The following is a 20,929-nucleotide window of genomic DNA, read 5'->3' as shown; positions in this document are numbered from 1 at the left end:
CGCCGGGTTGCAAGCGGCCCCAGCAATGGCTAGGTATTCAGGCCATCGACGGTTTACTCGAACACGCCTTGGCACCGACCGCGGAAGCTGTTCGTGCCATCGTGCACGGAGTAAGCGGTGTTGCCGTGGATGCACCCTCCAGCGTGCTCGCCAGCTTTGTTCAGCGCGTAGAACTGCAACTGGAAGTTCGGCACGCCCGGCTCGCTCAACAGACGCTGCTCCTTGGTCTGCTCGCAGATTCGGTTGAGCACGTCCATGCACGCGTCCTGCGGCGACATTCCGTGGCGCATGTTCTCGACCACGATGCGCGATCCGTTCATCAAGATGTTCGCCTCCCCGCGCCCGGTCGACCCGCACGCTCCGATTTCGTTATCGACGTACACGCCGCAACCGATCAGCGGCGAGTCGCCAACGCGACCCGGAATCTTGAACGATAAACCGCTGGTGGTCGTCGTGCCGCTGATGTCGCCCATGTCGTTCAGGCAGAGGCAGGTGATCGTGCCCGTCTCGCGCTCACCGATGAACTCGCTCTCATCGGGATCGATGTAGTCGTCGATGTCGCTCAGTCCCTCCTTCCACCGCACCCATCTCTGGCGCGCGGCGTCGGTGAGCATGTCTACTTCCTCAAAACCGTGGAACTTCGCGAACTCCAGGGCGCCTTTCCCAACGAGCAGGCAGTGGTCCGTGCGCTCCATAACGAGCTTCGCGACGCTGCTCGGCGTCTTGATGTTCTGCAATGCGGCGACCCCCCCGGCGTTGTACGTCGGGCCGTGCATGACGCAAGAATCCAGTTCGACGACGCCCTGTTCGTTCGGCAGTCCGCCGTAGCCGACGCTCATGTCGTTCGGGTCGAGCTCGACGATGTTCACGCCTTGCACCGCCGCATCGAGCGTATCGACCCCCTCTTTCATCAGCTCCATCGCCTTAGCCACCGTGCGCATGCCGTTGCCGCTGCTGACGACGAGGAAACCGTCGTACCTTGGCCTGGCACGGGCGATGGCGGGTAGCCCTGCCGTGGCGACTCCAGCGGCTGCCGCACCAGCCAGGAGCTCGCGTCGAGAGATTTTGGTTTTTCGGGTCATGCGGATATGTTAGCCGTTCAGCATGCGTTTTGCTGTAATCTAGAGTTGAAGAGCCATGTTGACAGTCATCCCGATCCTCGTTGCACTCCTTTCAGCCCCCCACCCTGCGCAGGCAAGCGTCGAGTTGAAGCTCAAGCTGCGTGAAGACGAGACCGTGCGGTACCGCCACGTGCTGAACGTGACCACGTTCACGCCGAACGACATCAACGAACGCGTTGCGTCCGGCCAGATGGCGTTCACGTTCGGCGCGACCGAGAACGGGCGCATCCCCGTAAAGATGAAAATGGAGGAGTACGAAGGGCTCGACGCCGGCACGAACAACTCGGCTGAAGGAATGCGGCAGGTCGACGTCTGGTTTGACATGGACAACCGCGGCAACGCGGGCGTTGTCGAGCACAAGGTGTCTCAGCCTGGCTTGCAGCCGTTAGGGGCGTTACTAAGTCGAACGCTCAACGGAATGATGTCGTTGGGATTCCTCGGCTGGCACATGCCCGAGGGGAAGATTCCGACTGGGCACCAGTGGACGCAGACCGTTGCGGCGAGCGACTATTTGGATATGATCTTCGCGCCAGCCGGCAACGCTTTCCAGCCGTTCGGCGACCTTGAGGCGACGTTTACGCTTGTCGATTTGCTGCCGGTGAACAAGAAGCCGCACGCTCGGATCTCGATCGAGGTACAGGGCGTTGTGGACGTTGATCTGCACTTCCCACCTGACGACAATTCGGGAGTCATGACCGTGAACGCTTCGACCGCGCTGATCGTCGATTTGGAAACCGGTCTCGTCACGCGCTCGAAGACCGACGGCTCGGTCGAGATCGCGATCGGCGAATTCCACATCCAGATCATGCTGACCGAGCTGTTGTATGTGAAGAAGACGTAAGTCGCGAGGTGCGAGGTGCGAGGTGCGAGGTGCGAGGTGCGAGGTGCGAGGTGCGAGGTGCGAGGGTCGAAGGTTCAGGGTTGAGGTGCGAGGTGCGAGGTGCGAGGTGCGAGGTGCGAGGTGCGAGGTGCGAGGGTCGAAGGTTCAGGGTTGAGGTGCGAGGGTCGAGGGCCGAGGGGCAAACCCGAACCAATCCGAACCAATCCGAACCCCCGAACCCCCGAACTTCCGAACTCCAGAACTTCCTACCCCCGCTTCAACTCGCACTTCAGCGTCGAGTAACCGTCGAGTTCGAAGTGTTCGATGCGGATCGTGTGCTTTCCGCCGAGCGAGAGCGAGATGCGCGCGCTCTTTGGCCCGTGCCATGTCCAGTCCTCGTGGACGACCTTGCCGTCGACGAAAACGCGCACGCCGTCGTCGCTAGTCAGCTCCAAGATGTAATCGCCCGGCTGAATCTCGAACGAACCTTCGGCCAAGGTCAGGAACGCGTTGCCGGTCACACCCTCGCCCGGCGATCCGCCCCAGGCGTAGGCGAGGCGGTCGGTGCTCTCCTCGCGCGCTGGTTTGCCTAGGATGATGGTTTTCCAGTCGTCGGTCTCGCGCGGGTCTTGCGTCTTCAGGTCGTAGTTGAACCACATCACCGTCCAGTCGATCGGCGCGAAGAACTCGCTGTATTTGAATGTGACCGCGCGACCCTTGTCGGTGACGATGCCTCGGTAGTCGATCGTTTCGAGGCCAACGAATTCAAGCTCGACCAGAATGTCCGCAGCCTTGCCTGACTCAAGTTCCACGGTCAGTTCGCCAGGGACGTTACCGGCTTCGGTCGAGATCGACTTCACGCCGCGCAGAGTCTTCACCGTCCACGCTCCGAACGGACCGAGCACGTCGAACTTTAGCCGTCCAGCCTCGTCTTTGCCGCGCCACACGAGCTTCGGCGAACGGAAGTCGTATGGACCCCACTCGTCGATGATGATGTTCTTGCGCCCGCGGACAGAGCCAGGCTTCAGGAACGGGCGCTTCCCTCCTTCGAGTGGCTTCACATAGTACGGCCTGAGGGCAACCGCGAAGTCGTTGTCTTTCGGTGAAATTATTGGCGGAGTTTCGATGACATACGGATCCCAGCCAGTGTATGCGAACTGCATCAAGTAATCTTTTCCGGTCGATTCCATTTCAGGATTCAGGTTTCCGCTCGATTGCATCGCGATCTCGACGGGAGCGTGCTTTTCATCAACCTCGAACAGGTTATCTTCAAGCGTTCCAGGAAGCTTCATATCGACGGAAGTCCAAATGTCATTTCCTTTGATCGCCATGCCAGGAATCTCCTTTTCATGATTCATGAAAAGACCGACGATCAACAGTACATTGCCTGATATCGAGACGTTCGCGGATCGACTTATCCTGAACACAGGGCCGATAACATCGTAGAAGAAATTGTTTTCGAATTTGTTGTCTCGGCTAGCTGTGTCACGCTGCTCAGCGTAGCCCCAGTTCGGGTTTTCGCTGTCCTTCTGCCAGATGTTGATCGCCATCCTTTCACGGTCGAAGATGTTCTCCGCGAACGTGTTGTCCTGCCCGTGCTCCCAGGCGATCCCCTCAGCGTTGTGCCGGAAGATGTTGCCGATCACATTGCTCTCCCACGAGTACCCACCCCAGATGCCGTGCCAGCACTCCATGATGAGGTTGTTGACGAAGTTGTTGCGGCTGAACGTCGCCTCGATGCCGTTGGCCACGGCGTGGCTGAAATCGTTGCCGTACAGTAGGTTGTCGTTGCAGCCGCCCTCGCCCGTGTCCATCGTCGTCTGCCCGGCCCAGAGGAAGAACCCGTCGCCGCCGTGGGTCACGGAGTTGTAGGCGAACACGTTGTCGTTCGACTGCTCGTAGACCAGGATTCCAGTTGAGTCCTGGCCGCGGTTGTAGACGCCGTGCGAGTAGCCGCGCACGCACCAGTCGATGTTGTTGTGCATGATGCGGTTTCTGCTAGAGCGGTACATGCCGACGCCGATCGAGCTGAGGAACGAAAAGTTGCTGTTCCAAACCAGCCCCTCGTTGCACTCGGTCATCATCAGCCCGTTCTGCCCGCCGAGCGCAGTGCACCCCTGCACCTCGAAATCGTCGCAGCCGCGCAGGTAGATCGCCGCGCCGTAGCGGAGCCACTCGTCCTCCTCGTTGTGGTGGTAGCTCATCCAGTCGCTGCCGTCCTCCCGCTCCGGCGTGCTCATCAGGCGCTGTTTCCAGTTGTAGCTGAAGTCGCAGTCGATGATTTTCAGGTTCTTGCTGTCCCGCGCTGCAAGGCCGACTTTGTACCCGTGAACGTTCAGGTTCTTGATCGTGACGTTGTTGCCCTCGATGAAGACGCCGGTGCCTGCGCGCTCATCGGGATCGACCGTGTCCCGAGTGCCTCGCAGCGTTGCGTTCCTGAAGTCGACGGTAATGTTGTCGCCCTTGATCGTGATCGTGCCGCTTCTTGCGTCGGTGTTGTCGTTCGGGAACAGGTAGACCGCCAGCATGACGGTTGCGGATCGGGTGATGACCATCCCCGGCGACAGGCTGATGTCCTGCTGAAGCTGCGCGGCGAATAAGACTGCAAGCATCGCGGAAACAGGTTACTTTATCGGCGCCGGCTTCCTCCCAGCCACTAGAGGCGTGCCCAGCTTCGGTTAGCAAGTGATACAACGAAACTCGGGCTGCGTTCGCAGCCCGAGAAACAACCAACTGGAGTGCTGATCGCTTACGCTGCGCGCTTTCTTCGACGACGCGCGACGAGCGCTGCAACGCCGAGTCCGAGGGCAATCATGCTAGCAGGCTCTGGCACCGGCTCGCCCCATCCAGTCTCGCCGGAGTATGCCGTTTCTATTCCGAAGCTTCCAACGTCGTCCAATGGATCGTACTCCGACGGCATCCAGCCAGCCGGAGCGTCGATGAAATCCAAATTGCCGCGCATCACGCCGGACTCACCCAACAAATGCGGGGCCACTTCCAGCGGAATGAAGCCGCCCACGATCGTACCTGCGCCCTCGAGCACATAAGATGTATGGCCAGATACGCCGTACAGTGAAACGTCCCGTAAGTCGATCTCCCAAAGCGACGTGAACGGAATCCCCATGCCGGGGATCGCGCCCAAGATGACCAAATCAGCCGCACCCGGGCCGTTCATACCAGTGCCTGTCAAGCTGACGTCAATTACGCCGCCAGGACCGACGTAAGGCGCGTCCTGTGCGTCAAACTGCACTTGCAGGAGAAAGTCTCCGCCGAATACGCCAGCTCCATTGAAAACCTCGAAGACGGGAGGCAAGGGCCACGACGGCCAGTACGCCGTCACCTCTGTGTCGACGCTAGACGGCGTGTAAATGAGCGTATCGGGGGCTGCGCCGTTGGTTGCATACTCGGCCGGGCCTTGCGAGTTTAGCGCCCCAAAATTGAAATCGTGCCCGAAGATCGTCGGGAAAAGGGGAAACGCCTGTGACGCAGTGGCCAAGGCGGCTACGACCGAAACTAAAAGTATTCGTCTCATTGCTCCACTCCAGTACGCAGCTACAGCTCAAAAAACCGGCGCACACAACGGCCCACCGAGGGCCATTTGCATAACTAGTATGCGTCCTGGTCGCTATCCAAGGATGCTCTAACTCGAAATACCCGCATATTTGCTGGCACCCTGAGCAGGTCGATAGCCCTGCGGTTCCGCAATCTGGGAGGCCGAGAATCGGCAATTTGGGCTGTCATACTCCAGCTCGTGAACCAGGTTGCGACAGGCTATAGGGACACGTGGCTGTGGAACCTAGGGTTCTCGGCGTACTGGTTCGCCACGACCTACAAGTGGTTCGTCGTGCTGATGCTGTTGCTTCCGGCGCAGATCGACGAGGTTCTGAAGCTCGAGGCGATCCGCGAACTAGGGCTGAACGAAGCCGACGCGCTGGCGTGGGCGAAGGATAACCACGAAAAGAAATGGGCGCTCGTCTTCGGCGTCGGCGCTGCCTGGGCTCTGATCGGTCCAGCGATCTTCGGAGGCCTGAGCGACAGGCTGCGCAGCAAGTGGGGCCACCGCCAGCCCTTCATCGCGATCGGCGCGGCGCTGACCGCGATGGCCGCCGTGTATCTCGCAGGAGCCAACGAGTTCTGGATGCTGATGGTCGGTTACCTCTTTCTGCAGTTCTCAGACGACGTCGGCACCGGGCCGTACAGCGCCATGGTCCCGGAGATCGTTCCGGAGAGCCGACGCGGGCGCGCTAGTTCGATCATGGCCACGCTTCAGATGCTCGGACAGCTTTCATCCGGGGTCGTCGCGCTCGTCATCATCCTCAAGACTGGCAGCGTGATAGCGGGCATCAAGCCCATCTACTACGGCATTGCGCTGGTCAACATCCTGTGCGCAACCGCCACGCTGATCACGGTCCGACACGTGAGGGCGAAGGCGGTTGCAGAAGAGGCGATGGAGCCGTTCTGGAAGCGGTGGGCGAGGCCGTTCAAGAGCTCCGACTTTCGTTGGGTCTGGGCCACGCGGTTTCTCAACGCGCTCGGCTTCTACCTGGTCGTCGAATACCTTCTGTTCTTCCTCAAGGACGCGTACACGACCTATGAGCTGTTCGGTTGGACCGTACCGGGTGACGCACCTGCGGATCAGGCCGGTTATGCGACGCTGATCCTCGCGCTCACACTGGCTCTCACTGGAGCGATCGGCGCTCTCGTCGCCTCGAAGTACGCGGACAAACACGGTCGCAAGCTGTTCATCTACATCGCAGGCGTAATCGTGTTCTGTGTGTTGATCCCGTTCGCTTTCGTGCGCGATCTGACGGTTGCGTGGCTACTGTCGGTCGGCTTCGGCTTCGGCTACGGGCTGTATCTCTCGGCCGACTGGGCGCTCGTTAGCGACGTCATCCCATCAAAGGACGCGGCAGGAACGGACATGGGGGTCTGGCAGATGAGCATCTCGTCGGTCCAGATCATCGCGGCGCTCACCGGGTTCACCGTCATAGCCTGGGCAAACGACCAATGGCCGAATATGCACTACGGATACATGGGTGCCATCATCTTGGCTGGAGCTCTATACCTGCTCAGTACCGTGCTGATCCGAAACGTGCGCGGCTCTCGGTAATCCCGGCGGTACTCTTTCGTCTCAACTTAAAAATGCGATTGAACAAGCAGACGGTTCGCGACGTGGATGTCAGCGGAAAGAGGATCCTTCTCCGGTGTGACTTCAACGTCCCTCTCGACGGCCAGGCGGTCGCCGACGACACACGGATCGTCGCCGCGCTGCCGACGATCAACTACTTGCTGGACCACGGCGCGTCGATCGTCGTTTGCAGCCATCTGGGGCGACCGAAGGGCGCTGTCGTCGCTGACCTATCGCTCGCTTCGGTCGCGCAGAGGCTGGCAGAGCTGTTGGAGACGCAGGTTCCGATCTTGCCCGATTGCGTCGGGACTGCGGTCGAGCACGCTGCCGACGCCATGGCGCCTGGCCAGGTCGTGATGTTAGAAAACGTTCGGTTCCATCCGGAAGAGGAAGCAAACGACCCGCGATTCGCCAAGAGCCTTTCGCGACTGGCAGATCTTTTTGTCAATGATGCTTTCGGCACGGCGCATCGCGCGCACGCCTCTACGGTCGGAGTTGCGCAGTTCCTCCCGTCCGTCGCGGGGCTGCTGATCGAAAAGGAGATTGAGTTTTTAGGCGGCATTTTGCACGAGCCGCAGCGTCCGTTCGTCGCCGTGCTCGGCGGCGCTAAAGTATCAGACAAGATCCTGGTCATCGAAAACCTTGCGCCAATGGTCGACAAGCTGTTGATCGGCGGCGCGATGGCTTTCACCTTTCTCAAAGCCGAGGGAAAGGAGATCGGCAAGTCGCTGCTGGACGAATCAAACCTTCCGTTCGCAGAGCAGGCGCTCGGCAACTTTGCCGATAAGATCGCCTTGCCTGTCGACGTCGTGATCGCGCCCGAATTGACCGCAGGGACCGCAACACGCACTGTGCCCGCCGACGACATCGACCCCAACCAGTACGGTGGAGATATCGGAGTTGAAACTCAAGATATGTTCTACAAAACCGTTCGCACGGCGAAGACGGTGTTCTGGAACGGGCCGATGGGGGTGTTCGAAATCGAGCAGTTCTCGCACGGTACTAGGCGGATCGCCGAGGCGATGGCGGAGTCGGAGGGTGTCACGGTCGTAGGTGGCGGGGACAGCGCGGCGGCGATCGCGAAGTTTGGACTGGCCGACAGGGTGAGCCACGTCAGCACCGGTGGAGGCGCGAGCCTGGAACTGCTCGAAGGCAGGAGCTTGCCGGCTATCTCAGCGCTGCAGGATCGCTAACCGTCTGCGCCGGAGTCGCGAAGGCCGAGGTGTACGTCGCCGTTGACCGAGCTGATATCGATCGAGCCATTGCCCTTCCCCAGCTTGCCCGTGATCTTGAGGCCCTCTTGCTGAAGATCATCCAGCTCCACGCCGCTGGATACAGCTCCTCGCAGGGTCGACAACATCACTTGTGCGTCGCTGCCACCGGCAATGTCGACTCTCGCGTCGCCCGTGACCGTACGAACGTTGATCGCGCCCTGGACCGGCTCTCGCACGTCGATCGAAACGTCTCCGCTCGCGGCCTCGACCGAAAGAGTCCGACCGGCCGCGCGGGTGATGCGGACGTCGCCGCTGCTAGTCCGAAGGTTCATCACGCCCTTCACATCTGTCAACGTTACGTCTCCGGACTTCGTTTCAACGGTCATGACCGACGACTTGCTGTCTTCGATCTTCACGTCGCCGGAGTACAGCGAGACGTCGATCGTACCGTCCATACCGCGCAGGTAAACGTCGCCGCTTCGGCTCGTCACCCTGCACGAACTGCGGGTGTCCACGACGCGGATATCGCCCGATTGAACGCGCAGTTCGACCGGAACCCCCTTTGCGACCGAGATCTCAAGATCGACTGAAAAGTCGCTGCCGTCGGGCTGGCGAAGCAGAACGAACTGCTCGCTCTCCTCGAGCACAGGGATGTAACCCTCCGCCTTGGCCCGAGCTTCTTCCTCGTTGTGACCGCGGAAAGTCGCCGTTGCGACTATCTTTCCGATCTTCTTGCCGCCCGTAATCTTGATGTCGCCGGCCTCGCCCTCGATCCTCAGAATCTTGCCTTCGGGAACATCGAGCGGGAGCTCCACGGTCTTCGACTCGTGCGCGCCGAACACCGCTAGCGGGCCCTTGCCCTTCCTCATGTCGTCCGTCGCCTTGCGTATCGCATCAACGCCTTTGTTGACGCCATGACGCACTTGCTTGGCAACGTCGTGCCAGTTGACCGAGTCCGCGACCTCTTTGCCCATCTTCTCCAGTTGGGCTACGAAGCCGGACAGTCGATCATCCTTAGAGGCAGGCTCCTCCTCCGACGCCTGCTCCTCCTGAGGTTGGGCTTGGGCCCCACTGTCGTTTCCTCCTTCCACACGCTCCGAACCCTCGGAGCCCTGAAAAGCTTCAATCAGCTCCGCGGCGTCATCCGGGCTGAGCTTCCCGTCTTTCACCATCTGCATGATTCGTCTGACTTCGTCTTTCATTACTCTTTCAGTCCCTGTAGCTTCTTCTTCGCTTGCGCCGCAGTAATCTTCTCGTCTTCTAGATCCTTCAAAATCTTTCTCTTCTTTGCCGCCGTCTTCTTCTTGTCGTCGCTCTTCTTCACGTCCTCCTTGATAGGAGCTAGATTCATCGCTTTCAGGAGGTTGTCCAACTTTGATCGCACCGTCGGATAGCTCAAACCGAGCTCTCGTTCGACCGTGCTGATCACTCCCCGCGCTCGGATGAACACGCTCAGGAACTTCCGCTGTTCGTCGGCCATCTCTGCGCCGTCCGGCAGCCGGAACTTGCCGCGGATGATGACGCCGCTCTCCTCGCACGTGAGCTCTGTCACGTGCAACGGCTTTCCACTGACCGGGCACTCGGTCGGGATGTCAGGAAGTTCATCGTTTGGCATACGGCTTCTCGGAAATCTGTGTTCCAATCACACTATACGTGATGATTCATGGCCGTATAGGCCAAAATCCTAAGAAATCTTAAGTCTTGACTAAGAATCTCGAAAGTGGGTCAGTTCGAGCACAAGCTCTCTCACCAGGGCCACCAATCTGTTACCCGCACCCAGAACGGACGATTGATCCTGACTACCATGATGCCTCTTGTGAGAGTGCCGCCCCAGACGTCGTAGGCAACACGTCCATCGGCAACAATGATCAGGAACGTTTGGTCGTACTCGTCACCGGGTTGGAAAAAGACCGCTCCGGCCTCGCCGAACTCTCGGTCGCTGGGATCAGCCGTGCAGTTCTTGCAGGCGGCGTCAATCGTTCTCAGTATCTGCTCCATGTCTGCTGCGGTCAGCTCGCTCGACTCCCAAGTTCTGACGAAACTCGTTGACCCGGAGCGGAATGTCTCCCCCGTGTGTTCAACGTCCAAGCTATACCGCAGGGCGATATCTTCGAGCGTCGCGTCCATCCGCGCATCGGCGGAGTTCACATGCATCGCAAGCATCGTGAACGTGAACAGCACGACGAGCCCCACCCCGCCAGCGACCCACCAGACTCTTCGTTTCTTCCCCACGCTCTGAGTATATCAGTGCCAGAATTTCTCAACTTCTGCTTGCACGGCTGCTAGCGAGATGGAGGCGACCGTTTCGCCAGCCTGTGCCTCCAAGACCTGAAGACCTGGGTGCGGGGGAGCCCACAGCCGCCTGATGCCGTGCCTGTACAGCCCGATCGTCGGCGCTCCGGCGGCGCACGCTAGGTGCAGGATTCCGTTGTCGAGAGTCAGGGCCAGTTTGCAGCGCTCCAGCGCACCGACCACCTCCGGAAGAGTGAACGCGCCGCGCAAATCGATCGCGCCGGCGCTGACGATGGCCAGCTCTTCGTCTGCTCCAAGCCAGTACTTCTTTTGGCTCTTCGGAGGCGCGCCGAGCAACCCCACCGTCGTACCAGACTTGATCATGGTCTCGACGACGGCCGTCCAATTCTCCACGGTCCACAGTTTGTCTTGCAGGCTTGCGCTTGCGGCTATCAAGACGTCGGGAACCGTGCCCCCCGGGTCTTGTTGCCGCACGCGGTACGCGGGGATTGATCCACCCAGGTAAGCCAATCGACAAAAGATCTCGCTGATGAACCCCGTGCTCAAGAACGGATAGCGGGTCGTGACTTCAGGGCTGACCCACTCTTGGTCCCGCCACAAGTCGCCGCGGTCGTCTTCGGCGAACGGCAGGTCGGCCCGGCCTTCTTCGTCGAGGCACGGCCCGCAGACGTAGCCGTTCTCTCCTACAAGCATCGCAGCAGCGCTCTTCGCCCACGTCGTCCACTCGACGTTCACGACGAGATCGTACGGCTCGGTCAAGGCATCTGCGAACCCCCTTGGCGATTCGCCGTGCAGAGGAACGAAGCGATCGATGAGATCGGAGCCTAGCGCAAGCTCTGCGATTCTCGTCCCGCCGAAGTAGTCGATGCATTGGGGGCTTAGTTCGCTGCGCAACATCTGAAAGAGCGGGGTTGCGACGACAAAGTTTCCGAGCGCGTCATTCGTAATCACGGCGATCCGTGACCCCTCGGAGACCCCCGCACCGGTGTATCGCTTCATCGGACGACAGTTTAGCGCAACTCCGTCTCCGAATCAGGTAAGTTACGCATCGGCTAAATGCCACTGTATCTAGGACTAGATTGCGGAGGCTCGACGACGCGGGCGCTCGTGTGCGACGAAGAGGGCAACCAGGTGTTTGAAGGGCTTTCCGGTTCGGCGAACGTGGCCTCAACAGATGCTGAATTAGTTGCCGAGCACATGAAGGAAGCGCTGGCAGGCTCGCCGGACGTTGACTCCGCCTGCGGTTGCTTCGCCGGCCTTCTGTCGCAGGCGTCCAAGGAGCGCGCACTCCAAAACCTCAAACAGTTCGTCAACGCGAAGCGTTACGAAGTCAGGCCGGACTACCATGCGGGCTGGGAGGCTGCGCCAGAAGGAACCGACGTTCTCGTGATCGCAGGGACGGGAGTGGTGATCTGCTCCGAAGTCGATGGGAATCTAGTGAAGTCCAGCGCCGGCGGCTACTTGCTTTGTGACGCAGGATCTGCCGCTGCGATCGGCCGCGCGGCGTTGAGGCTAACCATGATCACTGCGAAAAAGATGCCTGCGTCAGAGGCCTTTTGGCGAAGCGTCGAGGAACAGTTTGGGCATCGCGAGGCGTCTGAAGTAATAGCGGTGCTCTACGCAGTGCCATTGCCAGGATCAGCGCTCTCAGGGCTCGCGGGCACGATCGCAGCTGACGCAGCCGAAGGCTGGGAGTACGCGCTCTCGAGCATCAACGAGTCGCTCGGAGGCCTCGCCGCAAACCTCGACGAGCATTGCGACGAGCATCTCGCAGACCGAACGAAAGTTGTGGTTGCACTAGCTGGCGGAGTGTGGAAAACGGATCGTTTGCTCCAGCAAATATTCCGGGACAAACTGGCCTCAAGGAACCGAGAATACGAGTTAGGCGTTGTGACAAATGAGCCCGTCACGGGCGCGGTCAAAATAGCCATGAAGATGACGCAATGAGTACTGAATCAAGACACCCACGATCGATCGGCCTGGACAAAATGACTGCTCTAGAAGTGGTGCGGCTAATGAACGAAGAGGAGCGCACAGTCATCCGTGCTCTCAACAAGGCCGAAGACGCGATTGCCAAGGCGGCCGAGTGGGCGGCGAAAGCGTATCAGTCTGGCGGTCGCGTGATCTACGTGGGTGCGGGTACTAGCGGAAGAATCGCCGCAACCGACGCAGCAGAGATGCCCCCGACTTTCGGCGTCCCTGACGACCGGTTTATCGCAATCGTTGCAGGAGGACCGGAAGCGGGCAAAATGCCTGCTGAATCGTCTGAAGACATCGAGCACACTGCGATTCAAGCGCTCAACGCGCTCGACCTTAGCCCGAAGGACCTCGTCATCGGCATCGCCGCGAGTGGCCGAACCCCCTTTGTGCTCGCTGCCCTAAGGCACGCAAAACAGAAAGGCGTCCGCACCTGCGGGATTGCGAACAACTCCGGGACGCCGATATTCGAGATCGTCGATCTCGGCGTCTTTCTCGACACGGGACCGGAGATTCTGACCGGCTCGACGCGGCTGATGGCGGGCACCGCCCAAAAACTCGCCCTCAACCGGATCAGCACGATCGCCATGGTTCTGAGCGGCAAAGTGATCGAAAACCTGATGGTCGACGTCGCACCGACGAACGCCAAGCTGAAAGAGCGCTGTGTTCGAATTGTGAGAGATCTCTCGACGCTCTCGGATCAGGAAGCGCGGCGACTGTTGGAGCGACACAACTGGAACGTCAGAGATGTTCTCGCCGCCGTCCGAAAAATTCAAGCGCCGGTTTAATCCGCAAGCGCGATATTTAAGATTTCCGCTAGGCGATACGCCGCCAACGCCGCTCGGCGCATACAGATTCTCTGTCCGCTCCTGAGATACAGAGTGCTTGGCGTACCGCCCTCCTCCGTGACGTACGCCGACGTAATCGCAATCGCCGAGCCTACGCGAATCCAAGCCTTCGGATCGAGGTTTCGTACGTCCGCATCGAGGTCCTCGCGAGCATGAAATCCGGCGAGGACGTCCGCCAACTCTTCCGCTCGTTCGACGAAGCCTTCTTCCCCCGCCCTCATCGGCAGCGCGAACGCTCCGCATCCCGAATCCCAAACCCGATGAAGGTTAGTCGTCCAGCTCGGTAGCCCGTTCCCAGGCTTGATCGCAAATTCGTTGCCACCTCGGTCGCCGTTCGGATATCTCTCTGTGTCCCTGGCCACGTTGTGCAGCGGCTGGTGCGCGTCGCCGACAAAATGGAGGACGTAGCGAAGAGCATCAGCGCGTTGCTCTTCTGTCAACGTGGCATCGGCCAACTGTTTCGTAAATCGATCGATCGCCCAAACGACGTTCTCCTCTAAGGCCTGATTCGTGACCGGTTTGCCGTCGGTGCGAAAGTGCACGTTGATGTAGTGCCACGGGCCGTTCTCGTCTGTACGCGTCGCGTCGGCCCAGATCGCGGCCATCTCCAACGGCGCGTACTTCTTATCGACGCCGACCTTTAGAAGTACATCGACCTTGGCTCGCACCTCGGGCGTTAGGTGCCTGTACGCAAGAAATACGATCGCCCCGTGCCCAGCGTCGCTCCATGCGCTCGCCGTTGCTGCAACAACTGTCAGGGCTGCAACGATCGTGCATCTTGAGGTCATCTTCATAAAGCTTCCTTCTTCGCGCTCTCCCAGAGCTTATCCCATTCCTCTGCCGACAGATCGGCCAGCTGCCGTTGGGCTGATCTCTCCATCCATGCAAACCGCGCGGCAAACCGATCGAGCATCCTGCGCAGCGCGTCTTCCGGCTCGACTCCAAGCCACCGCGCGAGGTTGACGACCGTAAACAGAAGGTCGCCGACCTCGTCGGTGATCGATTCGTCTTCACCCGACTGGATGGCACCGCGCAACTCGTTTCGCTCTTCGTCAAACTTCTTCCAAACAGAATCAATATCCGGCCACTCGAACCCTGCCCTTGCAGCGCGCACGCTGAGTTCGTGCGCCCGCAGGAGCGCCGGCATCGCCTGCGGCACTCCCCCGAGCACAGAGCGGCTTTCGCCCCCCTTCTCTTCGCTCTTGATCCGATCCCAGTGCTGAAGCACGTCATCCGAAGTCTTGGCGTCGCCCTCGCCGAACACGTGTGGATGCCGTCTGATCAACTTCTCCGTGATGTCCGCAGCCACGTCGTCGATGTGCCAGTTGCCAGCGAGAGACTGCATCTGCGCGTGCATGATCGGCTGTAGCAGAACGTCGCCGAGCTCCTCTTTCATTCCGTGCTCGTCCTGTCTGTCAATCGCGTCGATCAGTTCGTACACCTCTTCCACCAAGTGCTTTTTCAACGACTCGTGCGTTTGCTCTTGATCCCACGGACACCCGCCGGGGCCGAGCAGGCGGTCCACGACCCAGACCAACCCGTACAGCCCCCCGGCATGATCGCTTTCAACCGCCGACACTACGACTTGCCGATCCAAAATGAGAGTCGTCTCTAGGTCCGCGACGGTGATCTGCGAGCGAACGCCGTCCGCCGCGCACAGCCAAATGGAGTGCGTGCCAGGAAACCGACGTCTAAGCGCTGCATGCAACTCCGACTCGTGTCCGCCAAATCCGCAGAAAACCTGATGCGCTCTCTGATCGATGGACAGCAGCTGTGGCGCGGTATGGACTTGGTAGCTGCCCTCCAAGTCGAGCGACCGCAGGGCCTGTGCGGCATCAACCACCGATCTTAAAGTGTTCCGTCAGTTCGTCGGCGAAAGGATGGCCTTTGAAATCGAGAACGGCCTTCTTCCTAATCTCACGCATGAGCAAGAGGATGTTGTTCTTCGCACGCCCGCTCTCGAGCATCATCTGTTCCCTGATTCGCCGCCTCAGCCTCTCGTCCAACTCTAGCGTTTCGGCTGGCAGGATCTCTTCGATCTTAAACCTCAGCCAGACGCCGCCTTGATTCAGCCACTTGGTAACCCCGCCTTCGAGCGTTTCCAAGAGCGCGTCTCGAACGACTGGCTGCATATCCCGTTCTGCTATTTGACCGATGTCGCCGCCCTGGAACCGGGAAATGTCGCTGCTGAACTCTGTGGCGACGTCTTCGAACGACTTCCCCTCGGCCAATGCTGCATCGGCTGCCGGCTTCGCGTCCTCGCTGTCGACTCGGAGCAGCCGGAGATGGTAGCGCTTTGGCAGCGTGTAGTTTAGGCGGTTGCCCTCGTACTGCTTCTCCACCTGAAAGTCGGTGATCGTGATGCCCTGCGATTCGATCTTGAACTGCGATAATTGCAGAATCACGTTGTACCGGTAGTCGGCCTCGGTGAATCCGAGCGCCAGCAACTGCGCGATCACATCCGGGTCCTCCTCCATGCGCAACTCTATCTCTGCATCGATCTCGGCCTCGGTTGGGGCGACGCCGCGCTCCTCAGCAAGTTGGACCAGGAGCATCTCGTCGATGATTCTTTGGAGCGTCAAATACCCTGGGACGATCGGGACGAAGCTGTTGCCGGGGCCGATCTGCCCGACACCAGGCAGCACCTCCATTCGCGCGTAATAGATGCGGCCGGTTATCGGCTCTCCGTTCACGGTGGCAACGACCCGCTCAGCATCTACCTGTGCAAACGCGGTCGTCAAGCAAGAAAGTAACAGCGCTAAAGCCGGCAGTCGCAATTCGGACATCGTTTTGACACCTGTTCTCCACCATTCTGACGCTTGAAGTTCAGCAATCACACCGCACGGTGCTGAAAGTCACGGCAACGGATCAAATACAGTCCAACGCCTGGTCCAAATCCGCGATCAGGTCGTCGGCCGACTCGATCCCGACGGAGACGCGAATCAGGCTGTCCGTGATCCCGACGGACTCCCTGACTTCGGCAGGCATTTCGTAGTGGGTCATCGTCGACGGCTGCTCAATCAGGCTCTCGACGCCGCCGAGGGAGACCGCGAGGACGAACAGGTTTGTTGCCTGTAGGAACTTCGCTGTCCCGGCCATATCTGCCGCCAAACGAAACGAAAGAACGCCCCCGAACCCTGTCGCTTGTTTGCACGCGAGTTCGTGCTGCGGATGGGTTTTCAAACCGGGGTACAGCACCTCTTCAACCCGGTTGTGTTGTGCGAGGAACTCAGCAACCGCGCGAGCGTTCTGTTCGTGCCGCTGCATCCTGATCGGAAGCGTCTTCATGCCGCGCTGCACCAGAAAGCAGTCGAACGGAGACGGCGTACCGCCCATCGCGTTCTGAAGGTTCTTGAGTTTCTCATAAAGCCCGTCGTCGTTCGTCATCAAGCAGCCCATGATCACGTCGGAGTGGCCGTTGATGTACTTCGTCAACGAGTGCATGACAAGGTCGACCCCGAGCGCGAGCGGCTGCTGGTAGTACGGCAAGAACGTGTTGTCGATAGCCGAGATCAACTCGTGCTCGCGAGCAACCGCCACGATCATCTCGATGTCGATCAGGTTGAGCAGCGGGTTTGTCGGCGACTCGAACCAGATCATGCGCGTATTAGGCTTGATCGTCCGGCGCACGTTCCCCTCGTCTTTCATATCGACGAAGTCAACTTCGATCCCGCGCGGGATCAGCACATCGACGATAAACCGGTACGTACCGCCGTAGATGTCGTCGACCGCAAGCATGTGGTCGCCCGATTTCAACAGGCTCATGATCGCATCGACAGCGGCCATCCCAGAGCTGAACGCCAGACCGTACTGCGCACCCTCAAGCGCGGCAAGCGTCTGTTGCAAGACGGTGCGCGTCGGGTTGTCGGTGCGCGTGTAGTCGTACTCGCCGTATTCGCCGGGCGCCTGCTGCGCAAACGTGCTCGACTGATAGATCGGCGGAATGACTGCACCGTGCAACGGCTCCGGCCGCGACCCGAGAAACACCATCAACGTGTCGAGATCTAGATCGGTTTTGCTCATCTCTAAAAGAACTCCATGCAGCAGACCGGCATCGCGGTGAGAAGCTTCGCAGCTTCATCGACGACCGCCTCGCTCTTCGCCTCCAGAAGCCCCGCCCTCGCGATTTCTATTACGCTCGGCTGGCCCATCAGGGCTTGCGAAAACTGGCGAATATCCATCGCGAGGTCTGCGCTGTCGCACGCCTCAACGCATACGCCGTCGGGAGAAAACGCAACCCGCCACGGCCCCCGATTCTCCGGCAGCAGCTCGTCTGAAACCTCGATGGAGAACGCGCCGGTGCTTTCGGGCGCCAGCCCCGCAAGCGCACCCGGAACATCGAGCACGCGGTACATGGTCGGCTCGTCCAACTTCATCTCGACGCCTTGATCAAGATTGCTGGTCAGCAGAGAACTGCTCGGCGGCTCGCGCCAGACGACGTGGCTCTGATTGACCGCCAGGTTGCGCAAGACGGCCATGATGCTGTCGTAGCCGGCAACTGAGCTCCACGCCAGCTCTCCGACCTCGACGTCGCCCCAGAAGTCCTTGAGCTTCACCCAAGCGTACGCCTCGATCGGATCGCCGACGGCGTAGATCATCGGCAACTTCTTCGGCAAACGACTCTTCCATTGATGGTCCGTTCTCAACACAGAGCCGGAGAACGTCCGCACGAACTTCGTGTAGCATTCGTCGACTTGCTGGATCTCGTCGGGCATCAACTGCCGCGCGTCTAAACGCTGTTCGGTCTTCGCTAAGCGGCTTTGCGGCGCCTTGATCCGCCATCGCCAACCGCACGTCGCGTATCCGGCGTTTCGATAGAACGGTTCGCGAAACGCGTACAGATTTGAGATCACGTGCCCCGCCTCGCGCATTTCGCGCAGCGCATCGACCATGATCTGGTTCGCGCAACCTTTGCCCCTCGCTTCCGGCATCGTCGCCACCGCACCGACCCCGCCACAGCGCAAATCCGCACTGCCGCGAGCGACGAGATAATCGTGCACCTTCAGCCCGCAGACCGCGACGCCATCCAGCTCGCCAAGCATCCTGATCTCTCCAGGATCAGGCTCCGACAGCGGATCGTCAGACGACGGCGCCTCAGAGCTCCAGACCCACGACCATATTCTGTGCAGCTCCGCGGTTTCCGCCGCTGTCTCTACTCTCTTGCTGATAAAAGACATCGAAGATCTAAATCGGCAGCTCCGTGGTCTGTTTGTTCTCAGCCAAGACGAAGCAGCTCTGTATCTTGCCGACGCCCTTGATCGCGCTCAGCTTCTCGCGGATGAACTTTTCGTACGCCTTCATGTCCTTCACGACGATCTTCAGCAAAAAGTCGAAGTCTCCGCTGACGTGCAGGCACTCCAAAACCTCTGGAATCGACCTGACCGCTTTTCTGAATCGATCGATCGCCTGCTCCTGGTGCAGCGCCAAACTGACCATCGCGATCACGACCAATCCGAACCCCATGGCCTCCCTGTTGAGCAAAGCGGTGTATCCTGTGATCAGCTTTTGGTCTTCGAGCTTTCTGACTCGCTGGAGCACAGACGGCGGCGATAGGCCAACGCGGCGGGCTAGCTCGGCATTTGTGATGCGGCCGTTCTCTTGCAGCAGGCGCAGGATGCTGAGGTCTACTTCGTCGAACGAATCTCTCATGGGATTTCCTCATGATATTCGGTGCGATGGGCAACAACCAGCCTTTTGGCGAATTGCTCAGCAAGAAATACTGTACGAACAGATATTTATTAGGCTTTGATACAATGAGCACGATTACGAAACTTCCGCGCTGGGACGTTACTCCCTACTTTCCCGGCATCGATTCGCCCGACTTTCGTCAGGCGCTGACCGACCTGCGCGAGCAGGCGCTCGACTTGGAGCGGCTGTATGACCGGGTCGGCGTGCTGGCCGGTGACGACGTCGCTATGAGCGAGTCGCTTGCGGCGGAAGTCGAGGGCGTGATCGAGGCTGTCAACGCTGTTTCCGACCGGCTCAAGCTCCTTGAATCGTACATCCACAGCTTCGTCACAACCGATTCCTCGGACGACGTAGCGCTCGCAAAGCAGAGCGAACTGCAAGCGACGATCATCCTGATGAACAAGCTCTCGACGCGCTTGACGGCGTGGGTCGGGCGACTTCCTCTTGATGCGCTTGTGCCGTCTTCGGATGTTCTTGAGTCGCACGAGTTCGCGCTGCGCCGCATGAAGACGCTCAGCGAGAAGATGATGTCGCCCGACGAGGAGGCTTTGTCTGCGGATCTTTCTGAGGCTGGCGGATCGGCGTGGGCGCGGCTGTACGGCAACTTCGCCTCGCAGATCAAGGTCGAGTTTCAGGGCGAGGGTATTCCGGTGAGCGCAGTGCGCAACTTTGCCCATGACGCGGACCAATCAGTGCGGAGGGCTGCCTACGAGAAAGAGCTCGAGGCGTGGAAGGAGAACGAGCTAGTGATCGCTTCGGCGATGAACGCGATCAAGTACGAGAGCGACTTCATCACCCGCAAGCGCGGCTGGTCGACTGTGCTCGATGAGGCGGTTTTCGCCACCAACATCGACCGCGAGACGCTCGATGCGATGATGGAGGCTGCGCGGGACTCGTTCCCGGTGATGCGACGGTATTTGAAGGCCAAGTCTCGTTTGCTTGGCAACTCCGGAGCTCTTCCCTGGTTTGATCTGTTCGCCCCGGTCGGCGAAGGCGGTTCGTGGACTTACGAGCGGGCGCAGTCGTTCGTCGAAGAGGGGTTCCGGGCGTACAGCGACAAGATGGGCGACCTGGCTGTGCGGTCTTATGGTGAGAACTGGATCGACGTCGAGCCGCGGCCCGGCAAGCGCGACGGCGCGTTCTGCATGGGCACGCGCGATGACGAGTCACGGATTCTGATGAACTACAAGTCGTCGTTCAGTGCGGTGTCTACTCTGGCGCACGAGCTGGGGCATGCTTATCACAACGTTTGCCTCGCAGACCGCACTGCGATGCAGTCTTCCGGCACGCCGATGACGCTGGCCGAGACGGCGTCGATCTTCTGCGAAACGGTGATCAAGCGGCGCGCTCTTGCGGGTACCGAAGGCGCGGAGAAGATGGCGATTCTGGAGGCGTCTTTGCAGGGCGCGAACCAGGTCGTGGTGGACATCACCTCGCGGTTCATCTTCGAGCAGACGGTGTTCGAGAAGCGCGCTGAGCGCGAGCTGTCGGCGCGGGAGTTCTGCGAGATCATGACCGGCGCGCAGATCGAGACGTACGGCGACGGGCTCGACCCGGCGTTCCTGCACCCCTACATGTGGGCGGTCAAGCCGCACTACTACGCGTGGCGCCCGTTCTACAACTACCCCTACATGTTCGGCCAATTGTTCTCCCTGGGCCTGTACGCGGTGTACCAGGCGGAGCCCTCCGGCTTCCACGCCCGCTACGACGACCTCCTGTCCTCAACCGGCATGGCGACGGCCGCGGAATTAGGCGACCGATTCGGGATCGACGTCCGGACAAAGGAATTCTGGGCCGGGTCGCTGCGGGTGATTGCAGAGGATGTCCTAGAATTCGAATCGCTGGCCGGCTCGTAGAGCCAGTCGCCCGCAGGTCGTGTA

At 59.8% G+C, this 20,929-nt stretch carries 19 protein-coding genes; 6 read left to right on the top strand and 13 right to left on the bottom strand.

Annotated features, from left to right (window positions below):
* Positions 1-53: 53 nt before the first annotated feature.
* Positions 54-1,082 (bottom strand): N(4)-(beta-N-acetylglucosaminyl)-L-asparaginase, encoded by a 1,029-nt coding sequence (locus IH944_05475; protein ID MCH7904003.1) that lies wholly within the window; start codon positions 1,080-1,082, stop codon positions 54-56.
* A 55-nt stretch (positions 1,083-1,137) separates the two neighbouring features.
* Here IH944_05475 and IH944_05470 point away from each other — a divergent pair, with 55 nt between their 5' ends.
* On the top strand, positions 1,138-1,962 hold the full coding sequence (locus IH944_05470) for a hypothetical protein (GenBank protein ID MCH7904002.1): 825 nt from the start codon (positions 1,138-1,140) through the stop codon (positions 1,960-1,962).
* 245 nt (positions 1,963-2,207) lie between these two features.
* On the opposite strand, the gene IH944_05465 is transcribed toward IH944_05470, so the two are convergent.
* Complete coding sequence (locus IH944_05465; GenBank protein MCH7904001.1) at positions 2,208-4,553, bottom strand: right-handed parallel beta-helix repeat-containing protein; 2,346 nt, start codon at positions 4,551-4,553, stop codon at positions 2,208-2,210.
* Between the two features lie 137 nt (positions 4,554-4,690).
* Positions 4,691-5,473 (bottom strand): PEP-CTERM sorting domain-containing protein, encoded by a 783-nt coding sequence (locus IH944_05460; GenBank protein MCH7904000.1) that lies wholly within the window; start codon positions 5,471-5,473, stop codon positions 4,691-4,693.
* 219 nt (positions 5,474-5,692) lie between these two features.
* On the opposite strand from IH944_05460, the gene IH944_05455 reads away from it, so the two are divergent.
* Positions 5,693-7,051, top strand: a complete 1,359-nt coding sequence (locus IH944_05455; GenBank protein ID MCH7903999.1) for an MFS transporter — start codon at positions 5,693-5,695, stop codon at positions 7,049-7,051.
* Positions 7,052-7,089: 38 nt separating this feature from the next.
* The gene (locus tag IH944_05450; protein ID MCH7903998.1) at positions 7,090-8,262 is read left to right on the top strand and encodes a phosphoglycerate kinase; all 1,173 of its coding nucleotides are present in this window, start codon (positions 7,090-7,092) and stop codon (positions 8,260-8,262) included.
* Here IH944_05450 and IH944_05445 read toward each other — a convergent pair.
* The 4 genes from IH944_05445 to IH944_05430 form a co-directional block, all read right to left on the bottom strand.
* Positions 8,259-9,485: a DUF4097 family beta strand repeat protein gene (locus IH944_05445; GenBank protein MCH7903997.1), complete on the bottom strand. Its 1,227-nt coding sequence runs from the start codon at positions 9,483-9,485 to the stop codon at positions 8,259-8,261. The two genes, IH944_05450 and IH944_05445, sit on opposite strands and share 4 nt — an antisense overlap.
* Positions 9,485-9,898: a DUF2089 domain-containing protein gene (locus IH944_05440; GenBank protein MCH7903996.1), complete on the bottom strand. Its 414-nt coding sequence runs from the start codon at positions 9,896-9,898 to the stop codon at positions 9,485-9,487. Before IH944_05440 ends, IH944_05445 begins: the two co-directional genes overlap by 1 nt.
* Positions 9,899-10,029: 131 nt before the next feature.
* Entirely contained in the window at positions 10,030-10,515 is a 486-nt protein-coding gene (locus IH944_05435) for a hypothetical protein (protein MCH7903995.1), read from the bottom strand.
* 12 nt (positions 10,516-10,527) lie between these two features.
* Positions 10,528-11,535, bottom strand: a complete 1,008-nt coding sequence (locus IH944_05430; protein MCH7903994.1) for a glycosyltransferase family 9 protein — start codon at positions 11,533-11,535, stop codon at positions 10,528-10,530.
* 57 nt (positions 11,536-11,592) lie between these two features.
* Here IH944_05430 and IH944_05425 point away from each other — a divergent pair, with 57 nt between their 5' ends.
* Complete coding sequence (locus tag IH944_05425; protein MCH7903993.1) at positions 11,593-12,483, top strand: hypothetical protein; 891 nt, start codon at positions 11,593-11,595, stop codon at positions 12,481-12,483.
* Positions 12,480-13,301, top strand: coding sequence for an N-acetylmuramic acid 6-phosphate etherase (locus IH944_05420; protein MCH7903992.1), 822 nt, complete (start codon positions 12,480-12,482; stop codon positions 13,299-13,301). Before IH944_05425 ends, IH944_05420 begins: the two co-directional genes overlap by 4 nt.
* Here IH944_05420 and IH944_05415 read toward each other — a convergent pair.
* From IH944_05415 to IH944_05390, 6 genes are all read right to left on the bottom strand, one after another.
* Complete coding sequence (locus tag IH944_05415; protein ID MCH7903991.1) at positions 13,298-14,155, bottom strand: S1/P1 nuclease; 858 nt, start codon at positions 14,153-14,155, stop codon at positions 13,298-13,300. The genes IH944_05420 and IH944_05415 overlap by 4 nt on opposite strands.
* Positions 14,152-15,204 (bottom strand): nucleoside triphosphate pyrophosphohydrolase, encoded by a 1,053-nt coding sequence (mazG, locus tag IH944_05410; protein MCH7903990.1) that lies wholly within the window; start codon positions 15,202-15,204, stop codon positions 14,152-14,154. Before mazG ends, IH944_05415 begins: the two co-directional genes overlap by 4 nt.
* The gene (locus IH944_05405) at positions 15,197-16,147 is read right to left on the bottom strand and encodes a peptidyl-prolyl cis-trans isomerase (protein ID MCH7903989.1); all 951 of its coding nucleotides are present in this window, start codon (positions 16,145-16,147) and stop codon (positions 15,197-15,199) included. The genes mazG and IH944_05405 overlap by 8 nt, the downstream gene beginning before the upstream one ends.
* Positions 16,148-16,229: 82 nt before the next feature.
* Positions 16,230-17,384 carry a PLP-dependent transferase gene (locus IH944_05400; GenBank protein ID MCH7903988.1) on the bottom strand — a complete coding sequence of 385 codons (1,155 nt, stop codon included), beginning with the start codon at positions 17,382-17,384 and terminating at the stop codon, positions 16,230-16,232.
* A gap of 2 nt (positions 17,385-17,386) precedes the next feature.
* The gene (locus tag IH944_05395; GenBank protein ID MCH7903987.1) at positions 17,387-18,538 is read right to left on the bottom strand and encodes a GNAT family N-acetyltransferase; all 1,152 of its coding nucleotides are present in this window, start codon (positions 18,536-18,538) and stop codon (positions 17,387-17,389) included.
* Between the two features lie 7 nt (positions 18,539-18,545).
* Positions 18,546-19,010, bottom strand: coding sequence for an Lrp/AsnC family transcriptional regulator (locus IH944_05390; protein MCH7903986.1), 465 nt, complete (start codon positions 19,008-19,010; stop codon positions 18,546-18,548).
* A gap of 104 nt (positions 19,011-19,114) precedes the next feature.
* Between IH944_05390 and IH944_05385 the strand changes: the two genes are divergently transcribed.
* On the top strand, positions 19,115-20,905 hold the full coding sequence (locus IH944_05385) for a M3 family oligoendopeptidase (GenBank protein MCH7903985.1): 1,791 nt from the start codon (positions 19,115-19,117) through the stop codon (positions 20,903-20,905).
* Positions 20,906-20,929 lie beyond the last annotated feature (24 nt).

The organism is Armatimonadota bacterium (assembly GCA_022563855.1).
Classification (GTDB): Bacteria; Armatimonadota; Fimbriimonadia; order Fimbriimonadales; family Fimbriimonadaceae; genus JADFMN01.
This window is presented reverse-complemented; position numbering and strand designations above follow the sequence as displayed.